This is a genomic window from Paenibacillus sp. An7 (assembly GCF_009870785.1).
In the GTDB taxonomy this organism is placed as follows: domain Bacteria; phylum Bacillota; class Bacilli; order Paenibacillales; family Paenibacillaceae; genus Paenibacillus.
Genome location: NZ_WTWX01000001.1, coordinates 477,968 through 490,137 on the forward strand (window position 1 = coordinate 477,968; position 12,170 = coordinate 490,137).

8 protein-coding genes and 1 pseudogene are annotated in these 12,170 nt (G+C 41.5%); 4 read left to right on the plus strand and 5 right to left on the minus strand.

What is annotated here, in order from left to right; all coding sequences use genetic code 11:
• Nucleotides 1-165: 165 nt before the first annotated feature.
• Complete coding sequence (locus GQY27_RS22045) at nt 166-4,350, minus strand: LamG-like jellyroll fold domain-containing protein (RefSeq protein ID WP_160031856.1); 4,185 nt, start codon at nt 4,348-4,350, stop codon at nt 166-168.
• A gap of 424 nt (nt 4,351-4,774) precedes the next feature.
• On the opposite strand from GQY27_RS22045, the pseudogene GQY27_RS21640 reads away from it, so the two are divergent.
• Nucleotides 4,775-5,851: pseudogene (locus tag GQY27_RS21640) on the plus strand (serine hydrolase domain-containing protein).
• A gap of 67 nt (nt 5,852-5,918) precedes the next feature.
• On the opposite strand, the gene GQY27_RS02160 reads toward GQY27_RS21640, so the two are convergent.
• Both GQY27_RS02160 and GQY27_RS02165 read right to left on the minus strand, forming a co-directional pair.
• The gene (locus tag GQY27_RS02160; protein WP_160031858.1) at nt 5,919-6,725 is read right to left on the minus strand and encodes an MBL fold metallo-hydrolase; all 807 of its coding nucleotides are present in this window, start codon (nt 6,723-6,725) and stop codon (nt 5,919-5,921) included.
• Between the two features lie 187 nt (nt 6,726-6,912).
• Entirely contained in the window at nt 6,913-7,179 is a 267-nt protein-coding gene (locus tag GQY27_RS02165; protein WP_236570439.1) for a hypothetical protein, read from the minus strand.
• Nucleotides 7,180-7,378: 199 nt separating this feature from the next.
• On the opposite strand from GQY27_RS02165, the gene GQY27_RS02170 reads away from it, so the two are divergent.
• Entirely contained in the window at nt 7,379-8,611 is a 1,233-nt protein-coding gene (locus GQY27_RS02170; protein ID WP_160031859.1) for an aminopeptidase, read from the plus strand.
• A gap of 104 nt (nt 8,612-8,715) precedes the next feature.
• On the opposite strand, the gene GQY27_RS02175 is transcribed toward GQY27_RS02170, so the two are convergent.
• A complete protein-coding gene (locus GQY27_RS02175; protein WP_160031860.1) occupies nt 8,716-9,852 on the minus strand; it encodes a zinc-dependent alcohol dehydrogenase in 1,137 nt (378 codons plus the stop codon).
• A 265-nt stretch (nt 9,853-10,117) separates the two neighbouring features.
• Here GQY27_RS02175 and GQY27_RS02180 point away from each other — a divergent pair, with 265 nt between their 5' ends.
• Nucleotides 10,118-10,708, plus strand: coding sequence for an RNA polymerase sigma factor (locus tag GQY27_RS02180; RefSeq protein ID WP_160031861.1), 591 nt, complete (start codon nt 10,118-10,120; stop codon nt 10,706-10,708).
• Nucleotides 10,686-11,606 (plus strand): hypothetical protein, encoded by a 921-nt coding sequence (locus GQY27_RS02185; RefSeq protein WP_160031862.1) that lies wholly within the window; start codon nt 10,686-10,688, stop codon nt 11,604-11,606. Before GQY27_RS02180 ends, GQY27_RS02185 begins: the two co-directional genes overlap by 23 nt.
• 82 nt (nt 11,607-11,688) lie before the next feature.
• Here GQY27_RS02185 and GQY27_RS02190 read toward each other — a convergent pair whose 3' ends face one another.
• On the minus strand, nt 11,689-12,168 hold the full coding sequence (locus GQY27_RS02190; RefSeq protein ID WP_160031863.1) for a hypothetical protein: 480 nt from the start codon (nt 12,166-12,168) through the stop codon (nt 11,689-11,691).
• Nucleotides 12,169-12,170 lie beyond the last annotated feature (2 nt).

Genomic DNA, 12,170 nt, shown 5'->3' on the forward strand with positions numbered 1-12,170 from the left:
TAATATGAAGCAAGGTTGTTCTCTTGACGAATATATCATGTTCTACAAATAAATTCTATCATAGTGCCTCCATAGGAACAATGAATAGAGTAGCCCTCTCATGAAGAAATCCAATGAAGCACTCCTCCTGAGAAGTGCTTCATTGGTTATTAACCACAATGAATATTATGAAGCAAGTTCTGCTGCTTTTTCTGGGGTAATAACTCCTTTGTAAATCTGCAGTTCATCAATCATGCCTTTGAAAGGAGTATCCCACCAGTTTGTACCTAGACTGAAGGTTCCCTTATTATCTGTAAAAATATCGGGGAATCCTTTGCCCGTATACTTCGCTACTCCATCAACATATACGGTAACGGCATCACCATTCACCGTAAATGCATAGTGAGTCCACTTTTGAAGCGGTGTTTTCACATCTGTTATGGCATCGTACCACGCTTCACCTGACCACAACATCGCGTTGTTTTTTGCTCCGTCATGTCCCATCGGGAGCATACTAATCCAGTTTTTATTCGACTGTGCTCCGAAGAACACGGGAGTGTAAGGCTTCAATTCATCTGCATATACCCACATTGTAACTGAATAGCTATCACTTGAAATGAGCCCGCTCGGAAGAAGTATCCCTGACTTCCCGTCAAATGCGGCTGCTTTCCCTTTTACCCCATCCTTATATGTGATTGTTCCACCATCTGGGTTCCCAATTTTATCTCCAATGACTGTTCCGGTTCCAAAGTCGCCTTGGGTATCGTTTAGCTTATCCTCGAAAGAGAATTCAGCCATGAGTTCAGCTAGTCCTTGTTCCTCCTCTGCTAATTCCTCAGCTAATTTTGTAGCCACTTCCGCAGTAATGGCAACATCGTAGATGCGGAGTTCATCAATCAAGCCTTGATAAGGAGTATCCCAGAAGTTAACACCTAAACTGAATACACCATCATTTGTAGTAAACACATCTGGGAAGCCCGAGCCTGAGTAAGCTTCTGTTCCATTAACAAATACTTTTACAAATCCACTGTCAACAGAGAACGCAATATGTTGCCACTGATTCGTACGAATTCTTGATCCGATGGATGCATTATACCAATTCTCACCAGACCATAGTGTTGTCGTATTATCTCCTGCTTGCGGTACAAAGCTGATCCAACTCTTGTTTGATCCACCAAAGAAAGTCGGAGTATACTGTGTGATCTGCGAAGGCTTCAGCCACATGGATACAGAATACTCTTTCCCCTCAATCAGACCATTCGGAAGTTTGATACCAGATTTGCCGTCAAAAATAGCTCCGTTTCCTACGACACCCTCATCGTAAGTAATTGTACCGCCTGAATTATCAATACGGTCTCCTGTTGTGAGTCCATCACCAAAAGAACCGACGGAAGCGGATAGATCATTTTCAAAAGAATACTGCGCAATTAGACCATATGAAGCGTCAACCGGTGCTACTACAATATCAAATGTTTTCGTCACTACGGCGTTGCCCTTCGAAATGGTTGCCATAAGTGTTGCCGTTACATTCTGCTCACCAACCTCTGGAGGCTTCACTTCTCCTGTCTCAGACACAACGCTTGAATCAGAAGTCTTCCAAGAGATTTGAGTGTTGCGCGCTCCCTTTACAGGAAGTGTAAAATTTGAAGAAACATTGGATGTATTACCTAATGTAAGCGCCCGCTCCACATCCTTTACAACCTCTTGATCTGTTTTCTCAGGCTGTCCAATACCCCAGATCGTTTCTCCCGCACTTGAAATGGCCGTAAATGTCATCGTTTCCTTCTGCAAAGTTTCATTCCATTGTTTTACGAAAACTCCATCATATGTGACTTCATCTACAGTAAGTTCTGCATAATAATCATCCTTCAATTTCCAAGATCCGGTTACCTCTCCAGATATCGTTTGATTTTCATTCAGACTAATATCAACTGAATTTGTAATATCTCCGGAATAGGCTAAACCGTGATTCACAAATTTGTATTCGCCTGAGATATCTTTTGTATTCAATTTCGAAAGCGTCTCGCCCGCATAGCGATTAGCAGCTACTACTGGCCAACCATCCTTATTCCTATACATTTGGTGAACACGAAGCTCGTGTGCTTCTCCTTTTTGCGGGAAGCGAGCATGGAAGAACAAGAATTGTTTACCTGTCTCTTCATCGTAATATACCGAGTTATGACCAGCAGATACGTAACCATAACCTGTACCTGTTCCCGGATCACCAATCTCTCTCTTGAAGAGGAAGTTACCGATCATCTTAATGCCATAAGTTTCATTTTCCGCGCCACTTGGCAATACTGCATTTTTCCCTTCAGCATCCACATACGGACCGTCTGGATTCTTAGATCTGAACTGTCTCATGTTGTATCCGCCGTCAGCCCCAAGCCAGCCGTAAGTAACCGTCAAGAAATAGTATCCCGTCTCTTTATCATAGACAATAAACGGACCTTCTCCCGATTTCGTATAGCCACCGGCAATTTTTGTACCAAAATAACGATCAATGATTCGTCCATCTTTCGTTGTTCCATCTTCTCCTGGATAAATTACTTTCCCTGTTTGCGGGTCCAGTTCGAGTAAGAAAATACCGCCTGACCAAGAACCATAGGTCATCCACAGTTTACCGTCTGTATCATAAAATAAGGTGGAATCAATCGCGTTAGGATACATGGAGTTATTGAATGATCCATCTGCTTTAAACCATTGTTCATTTGGACCGCTCAAAAGCTTCACGTCAACCAATGTTTTGATATTGGTATTTGTCCATTTTTTATTAACTTGACTATCCGTATCTTTCGCATCGTTTTTAGTGAAACCAGAGTAAACAATCGTGTCTACATATTCATAAGGTCCTTCGATATTTTGAGATACTGCATAACCAATCGCGGAACGAATATAGGTGGATGATGCACTATAATACATCATATAGGCACCCTTTGTGTTGTCCTTATTGATGTAATTTTCGTTCCAGAACACGTCCGGTGCCCATACGGAAAAACCGCCTTTACTATCCGAGTCATTTTCACCAGCCCAAGCGAATGAGCCCTTTAAATTTTCTGATAGATTGCCAAACAGAACGTTATTAGGGGTTGTATATCCATTCGTAAACGTTGTCCAGTTCATCAGATCAGTCGATTTAGCTGCCTCAATATGAGATCCAAATACATAATATTCTTTCCCGTCTTTAATGATCGAAGGATCGTGGACCGATACATTTTTAAACGTAGGTACAGGAACTTGATCCGGGTCTGTTGATGGATTTGGTGACGGATTTGGTGACGGATTTGGAACGGAAGGTTGACTAGGAATTCCTGCTTCCGGTGTAGATGTTACGTTATCCTTACGTATAATTCGATCGTCAGTCGTTTTAATTACCCCTTTACCGGTCACCGTGATCATTAGATTTCCTTCAATCACAACTTCATTGATAACTGCACCTTCTTCTACATGAAGCTCCGTCTGCTGATTCAATATCAGCTTTTGGATCACTCCTTTTACTAGTTTCACCTGTGGATGATTTAATGATCTTACTTCCACGGTCCCAAAATCACCATTCAAATGAACAGTTCCGCCACTAGCGACAATAACATCACCTTTGACTGTGACTTGATCTAGTACTACTTCACCCTTTTCGATACCTTGCGTCAGAACTATATTTCCCTCAATTGTTGAATTATTCAGTGTAACTCCTGAGTGGTTAATAAGTACATTTCGTGCTGTTACGCCAGAGTATGTACCTTCTTTGTTAATAATTTCTCCTGAAATATTCTTTAGCAATACCAAAGCTTCCGCTCTCGTAATGGACTTGGCAGGTCTAAAGGTTTGATCAGGATAACCAGTAATATAGCCTGAATTCAGCAGGGTATTGACTGCAGACTTACTCCAATCTGGAAGCCCTCTCAAATCAGTAAGCTGCGAACTACTACTTTCTTCAGGTGATAATCCGAACACATTTCTAAGCATTACAGCAGCTTCTTGTCGTGATACAAGGTCATCAGGACGAATTGTGCCATCCGTATATCCTTTCACATACCCAGCGGCAACCGCTTTCATTATATTGTTGTAATAAGAGTTATCAGCAGATAGATCTGAGAAAGAATAGCTGCCAGATACCTCAACAAAGTTAAATGTACGATTAATAAGAGTTATTAATTCTGCTCTTGTTATGGCTTGGTTCGGCTTGTATACGCCATTTCCATAGCCTTGAATCATTCCATTCTGAATCCAGGATTCAAGTGATTCCTCCGCCCAGTGACCGCTTACATCTGTCTTCGTTCGGGATGTATCCGAGCTGTCTGCATAGATACTTGTAGGTACAAGCAAAGCAAATACGAGAATCATAGCTACATAATTCGATAAAGTTCTTTTCACATTAAAGTCCTCCCTATAAGGTATGACAAGCATGTTTCTCTTTATTTTGTAAACGAATACAACCATCCAGCCTCAGAATGGCTTCTTTCTTATCCACCACCTATACCGACCATAAATCACGCCCCATTAATTGCATTGTTAATACATATCCTAACTAGTTAACATTTGTATTCTAACTTCATTTACCAAATTTCGTCAATGCTACAATATATTAAACGAAAATGAGGAACGCACTATCTACCAATAGAAGCTAACAAATATATGAATTATTTTACTTGTCTATTAATTAATGGTTCTATATACTATATAATCTGGATTATATTTCTATAAAAGGAAGGTGGATACGATGTTACGTAATGGATCACCAGAAGAAGCAGGAATGTCTGCATCCAAAGTAGCTTATGCTAACACCTATGCGAAGCAGATGGTTGATAACAACATTACCCCTGCTGAGGTCATATTTGTCGCAAGAAAAGGGATCATTGTCTCTCACCAAGCGTTTGGAACTCTCACACCCGCTGCCAATTCACCACCGTTAACTGCTAATGCTTTATTTCCCTTGTGCTCGATTACTAAAGTGTTCACTGCTACTTGTATTATGATCCTGGCCGAACGAGGGCTCATCGGTCTTAATCGACCGGTGATTGACTACATACCCGAATTTCAAGGACTCGGAAAAGAGAAGGTGCGAATTCATCACCTGCTTACTCACACTTCTGGAATGAATGCAGAAGACATCTATACTTACGCGAAAGGGGATGGCTCAACGATCGATATCCCTCCTTGCGAAGAATCAGAAGAACCTTATTTCCATGAGTACCTCCATATGAGATACCGCGCTCCTTTATCCAGCAAGCCGGGTGAAATCATGTCTTACCTTGGATTTGGATATGATCTACTTGGAGACATCATACGCAAAGTCAGCTGAATCTCCTATCCAGACTTCGTTAAGCAAGAACTGTTTAAGCCGCTTGGGATGAATGACTCTTATTTCAAAGTCCCCCAGGCAGAACGTCATCGCATTGTGAAACGATCGCCCGAAGACCCTTGTGCAGAATGGCTCGAAACAGACGAAATGATAGACTCCGTCTCTCCTTCAGCAGGTATCTATAGCAGTGTTATGGACCTCGCTATCTTTGCTCAGATGTTTCTCAATAAAGGTACGTATGGAGATCAGCGGATCCTCTCTCCCATTTCCATAAAAGAAATGACCAAAAATCATATTCCAGGGGTCTCCTCTGTCTACAGAGATGAAACTTTTCCAGAAGCAAGCTGGGGCTATGGCTGGAGTATTAATGGAAATAAAAAAGATGGCGGAGATTTGTTTTCGCAGCAGGCGTACTCTCACTGGGGAGCAGCCGGTGTATTTGTGGCAGTCGATCCGGTATATGAGATTGTATTGATTCATTTTACGATCGAACGAGATTTGGAGAAGCCTTTCAAAAATATGTATACAGACCACTTTAACAATGTTGTGCTGGACGCGATTGAAAAATTTTAAATTCATAACAACAAAAATAAAGATATCCCAGATTATAGGATATCTTTATTCGTCATTTCCTGATCTATTAGACGTATTTCCCTTGTCTCGGTAGGGCAAGCCGGTCAAAGTCCCGAGCAAGACGATCCAATTGACCTCTAAGTTCTGTACTTGCCATCATATGGCCATGTCCCGTAATGGCCAGCTCTGGCTTAAGATCAGCAAGCGTCTGAACAGAATTTTTAGCAGCATCCCAATCGGTAGTGAAATACATTGGAGGTCCATGAAGTTCTTTATCCTGGAAAATAACATGCCACAGCGATTCTTGCTGAACAGTGATGAATGCATCACCTGCAATGAGTGCCCCATCCTTCTCTCGGTACAAAGAGATATGACCTGGAGAATGACCCGGTGTAGCAATCCATCGCCAATCGGGGGCATAAGGTACACGATGATCGGAAGGAAGCGCATCAACCCGATCGTCCAGATGAATCGCTTCATTAGGAAAAATAAAGGATGTACGAGCTAGTAATCCACCGCCAACCGTCGGATCCGCTGGAGGGTAATCCGATAAACCGGTTAGATAGGGTAATTCTAATGTATGCGCAAATACAGGTGTTCCCCAGTGCTGCTCCAGTTCAATTACATTACCCACATGATCAAAATGTCCATGAGTTAACACAATCGCTAAAGGCGGTCCATCAAAGCGTTCTTCTGCAATTTGAATAATATCTCTCGCGAAGCCAGGCATCCCTGTATCAACTAGAATCCATTGTCTAGAACCTGGAGTTCCGACAAAAAGGACATTAACAAACAATGTTCGCAGACACAATAAATCGGGTGCAACCTCTTCTAGAGCCGTCTTGCCTTCCGTTATCAGATTATCAGATGCCATGCGACGGATACCTCCCATTCTTATTGGAATGCCCCCTATGTGCAATCAATCATCTGTAGAATTCCCAAGTTCCCAGAAAATATGTGCTTTCGTAAGAAAAATCTCACCCTACTATCTATAGTCAGCATGTCACAAAAATAGAACAACCATTCATGATAAGACAAGCTGTTCCAAATACTTCATCTCTTTATTCAGGAATCGTATCAATCGCAGCGTCTAGAAGATCGTTATATAAATCATCATCTACTTCAAGCCTTGCATCCAGTTGTAAGAATTCTTCCTCGACTCCCGGTTCATCTGCAAAATGCAAACTATAATCCCAATCCTTGCCGTTCTTACTGAAGAAGGAAATCTCATATTCAGTCTTGCTCTCCCCAATAGTAAATACCGTATTCCCTAACCAATGTTTTTCTTCATCCCTGTGCATGGATGCTCTAATTATGTTATAACTCACGTTTTTCTCTCCTTGTAATCCTGATTTCTTTTTTTGAAAACCATTTGCAATAGTTCATTTTTACCACTTCTATTGTACAATAATAAAATAGCTTTGCGAAAGAGTCTGGATTCACTCATCCGGGCATGCTAATCACATCGCTTTTTTTAACCTAAGGTAGAAAAGTATATCATCGCGTGTGAAATGGAGGAACTTTACCATGTCTAATTTTGCTCAAAAACTAAAAGCTTATGCTGAACTTACCATTAAAGTGGGGGTAAATATCCAGCCAGGACAAGCGCTTATTGTTCATGCTCCTGTTGAAGCAAGAGAATTTGTACGTCTGATCGTAAAAGAAGCATACGATACGGGCGCTAGTTACGTTAAAGTTCAGTGGAACGATGAACAGGTTACTCGTATGCAGTATGACCTAGCTTCGGATGAAATATTTGAAAAAGAGCCAAAATGGTATGCCGGCGAGATGACAGAAATGGTGGAAGAAGGGGCTGCTGTCCTACATATTCTGTCCGAAAATCCTGATTTACTTAAAGGTGTGAATCAAAATCGCATTGTTGCTGCCCAAAAAGCTCGCGGCAAAGCGATGGCTAAATACCGTGCATATCAGCAAGCTGATAAATTCAGCTGGTGTCTGATTGCTGTTCCTTCTCCAGAATGGGCTGCGAAAGTATTCCCGGATGCCCCAGAAGAGGAACAAGTATCCTTGCTCTGGGAAGCTATTTTTAAAACGGTACGTATTGGCGAAGCCGATCCTGTTGCTGCATGGCAGAAGCATATTACTAACCTTGAGAACAAATCAAAAGTGCTTAATGAAAAGAAATATAAAAAATTACACTATATCGCACCTGGTACAGATCTTACGATTGAGCTTCCTGAAGGACATTTGTGGGCTCAGGGAGACAGTATCAACGAAAAGGGCCATACATTTGTAGCGAACATGCCTACAGAGGAAGTGTTTACTGCACCGCTGAAGACGGGTGTTAATGGTACAGTAAGCAGTACAAAACCTCTCAGCTATGGCGGAAACCTAATTGATAAATTCTCGCTAACATTTGAGAATGGTCGGATTATCAAAGTGACTGCTAAAGAGGGCTTAGAAGCTCTGCAAAATCTCGTTGAAATTGATGAAGGCTCTCATTATCTGGGTGAAGTAGCCCTGGTTCCTCATCAATCCCCAATCTCAGATACCAACATTTTGTTCTATAATACACTGTTTGACGAAAATGCATCTAACCACTTGGCTATCGGAAGCGCCTATGCCTTTACCTTGGAAGGCGGCAAAAACATGAACCAAGAACAGCTTGTAGCAGCTGGACTTAACACAAGTCTAACACATGTTGACTTTATGATTGGTTCTGCTGAAATGGACATCTACGGAATTAGCGCTGACGGCACAAAAGAACCGATCTTCCTTAAAGGAAATTGGGCATTTTAATTAGTAAAATGTAGATTCTTACGTTCTAATGCACTCTATTAAAAAGGTTGCCCGGCGGTCTATTCTTTAGACCAAAGGCAACCTTTTCTTTTTACCTACCAAAGTTATGGCTTAAGTATCACTTTCAGACAGTTCTCTTCTTTTTCCGAGAATACTTCATATCCACGCTCTGCATCTTCGAGGTTCATCCGGTGCGTGATAATATCGGTTGGATCGATCTTACCTGCTTTGATTTGCTGATAGATCTCCGGGATAAAATGAATCACAGGAGCCTGTCCTGTACGCAGCTGGATATTACGTTCAAATAGATGTCCTAGCGGGAACATATTATAATTAGCTCCGTACACCCCAATCAACTGAATCGTACCGAACTTTCTAACCACTTCCGTTGCTGTTCTAAACGCTCCTAAGGAGCCTCCCTGAAGCATAAGGGCGGTTTCCACTTTTTCAGCAGCCGTTCGTTTTGCATCCATTCCTACACAATCAATAACTACATCGGCACCACCATGCGTAATTTCTTTCATGTAACCTTCAAAGCCTTTGATCTCTTCAAAATTAAAGGTTTCTACCTGATTTGTCCGTTTCGCATGTTCTAACCGATAGTTAATATGATCTACAGCGATAACTCGCTTAGCGCCTGCCTGCCAAGCAAATTTTTGGGTGAATAAACCAACAGGACCACAACCTAACACGATTACCGTATCTCCCGGCTTAACTCCTGCATTTTTCACGCCCCAATACGCGGTCGGTAAAATATCTGAAAGAAAGAGCAGCTTCTCATCTTCCATCTCTGCGTCTTCGGGAATGACAAAAGGCATAAAGTCACCATAAGGGACACGTAATAACTCTGCCTGTCCACCTTGGTAACCCCCATAAGAATCCGAATAACCTAACATGCCTCCGGTATCTTTAGCCTCATTCGCATAATCACACTGACTTTCCATCTCATGTTTGCAAAAATAACATTCTCCGCACGATACATTAAAAGGAATAATAACTCGATCTCCTTTTTTTACATGTGTCACATCGCGTGATACTTCCTCTACAATTCCCATCGGCTCGTGACCAATAACGTAGTCTTTGTGCATACCGGGAATAAGTCCATTATAAATATGAAGATCAGATCCGCAGATGGCTGTTGATGTAACTCGGACTAGAATATCTTTGTCACCTTGCAAAGCAGGATCTGCCACTTCTTTTACCTTCACTTTTTTCTTTCCTTGGTAAGTTAATGCCTTCACTTCCTTCACGCTCCTTCATGCACATTTAATTTTTCCAAGTAAATCCTTGTGCTTATATAGTAACCATCACACCTGAAACTAAACTAAAAATTAAAGTTCGTGACATTTCAGTTCTTTATTTACGAGGTTCTCACATAAACATAGAAAGATGGGTTAGCAAAGATAGAAGTAAGAAGTTTAAATTTATGGAGAATATTTTCATTTTATAGTAAAATAATGGAATACTTGTTTGACAATAGAGAGATGTATTAGAGAGGGGATAATCATGTCTACCCGGATCCAACTGTTGTTGGCTGCGGACTATAATGATCTTGGCGAATCCCTACAGAGAGAAATCTACTATGAATACTATCAGATGATGTATGGATTTATCGTATACATTGTAAAGGATCGCTCTGCAGCTGAAGACATTATTCAGGAAGCATTCATCAAAATCATCAAAAATAAACCCGAATTTGAGAACGAAATCAAATTAAAAGCTTGGCTGAAAGTCGTCACTAAAAATACAGCAATTAATTATTTAAGAAAAAACAAAAAATATCGTAACCTTTTGGATGCTGACAGTGTTTTCTTAGATGTAGAGACTGTACAACAAACCTCGGTATCCATCGAATCGATGGTAGAGACCAAACTGATGCAGGAATCCATAGAGCGCTATATGGAGACGCTGAAACCAGAGTACAGATCTCTCATTGAGCTTCGCTGGAAAGAAGGACTTAGCTATCGTGAGATGGCTGAACTTCTTGATCTTCGGGAAGATGTAATCAAGCAGCGTCTTTTCAGAGCCAGAGAAGCAATTAAGAAACTCCTGTATAGAGAGTGGGGTGCGGCTAATGAGCAGCGAAAAGTCCGGTAATCAGTCTGCTGACGATTCAATTAACATCTATGACAGGGAATTTGAGGATGTTTTTGACCTTGCTTTCGAAAATGCTGCTGCTGCCTCCACCACAGTAGATAAAGAAAGTATGGAGGCATCCTGGAATAACATGCAGACTGAGCTTCAGAAGATCCGCAAACGAAAACGCAGGTCAAAACGATGGCAGCTTGGAGGAGTCGTTGCCGCTTCTATTATGCTTGGTGCTACGATTTTTAGTGTTCCTGCAGGACTTCAAGCGAACACACTGTTTGTTGAAAAGCTGGAGAAGATTGGTGATGACTTTATACTAAGTTTTACGGGTAAGGAAAAAGAAGACGTCAATACCGGAGCCTTAACAGCTCCTCCGCCCGAAATTTCTGATCCTCCTCCAATCGTGGAAGGAACGGGACTGCCAATCGGCACAACGATCGAGAAACATGATCTAGAACGAGTCACGGTCCCGAGAGAAACTGCTTTGGACGGAGCTACTTTTGTCTACCGTGATTTTGAGGTTCCATTTACTCCCGATCGGAAAGAGTACCAGCTTTTAATAGATCAGAATAACCCGATTGACCCTGATCATATCTATCATTCAGAAGAATTGACGCTTGAATATTACAAAGGTAATGAAAATCCACTAACAATCGAAATGTATCAAAGGTTCAAAGAAAACGATGATACATCCTTCCACATCGGCATTAATGGAGAACCGGAAGAAATCACGCTTGAGGATGGAACTACTGCTGTATTCTATGACGTCTCTTTATCTGAATACGATCACCTGGCTTATCGGAACAATCTTGTATTTATCATTATTACTGGTACCCTTGGAAAAGAAGATTTAATTGCCACTGCGAATGCAATCCAAGCTAATAATCGTTTTGAACTGAAGCCTTAGTCAACCGTTACTATTCAAAAAAGCCCAGTACATGTACTGAGCTTCTTTCTTTTATGTAGAATTGCAAATGCCAAGAAATAAGTTATTTTAACAGACGTGATGGACTTGTGTACGTCGCTTTTTCAATATCTGAACCTACTCTCACGGTATGTGTGGATACCACCCGATAGTAATAACCAGCACTTGCTGCAAAACTCTCATTAAGACTCACTGTCTTTGATGTGTTCTTAGAAGAAGTTTTACTTGTAACTGCAACCCATTCCTCTCCTGTCCAGCGCTGTATGGCAGCATCGATTCCGATAAAATCCGCAGTAACGGATGCACCCGTATTACCAATAACAGAACCTTTCCCACCACTGGAATACGAAACATCACTGGTATAAGCACTCAAATACTTATAAGCAGCTTTGACCTCGGCCGTATCTTCTGTTGGCGGTTTTGTAGTCAGTGCACCTTCTTCTTTTGCCGGATCGGCGCTAGCAGCACCAGCAAATCCTAAAGATAATACCAACACAAGCAAACATAACGCATGAAGTTTGGTAACGCATACATTCTTTTTCATAG

Coding starts and splice junctions, on each gene's coding strand:
- GQY27_RS02170 (WP_160031859.1), top strand. CDS start 7,379: ATGTCTAATTTTGCTCAAAAACTAAAAGCTTATGCTGAACTTACCATT.
- GQY27_RS02185 (WP_160031862.1), top strand. CDS start 10,686: ATGAGCAGCGAAAAGTCCGGTAATCAGTCTGCTGACGATTCAATTAAC.
- GQY27_RS02180 (WP_160031861.1), top strand. CDS start 10,118: ATGTCTACCCGGATCCAACTGTTGTTGGCTGCGGACTATAATGATCTT.
- GQY27_RS02160 (WP_160031858.1), bottom strand. CDS start 6,725: ATGGCATCTGATAATCTGATAACGGAAGGCAAGACGGCTCTAGAAGAG.
- GQY27_RS02190 (WP_160031863.1), bottom strand. CDS start 12,168: ATGAAAAAGAATGTATGCGTTACCAAACTTCATGCGTTATGTTTGCTT.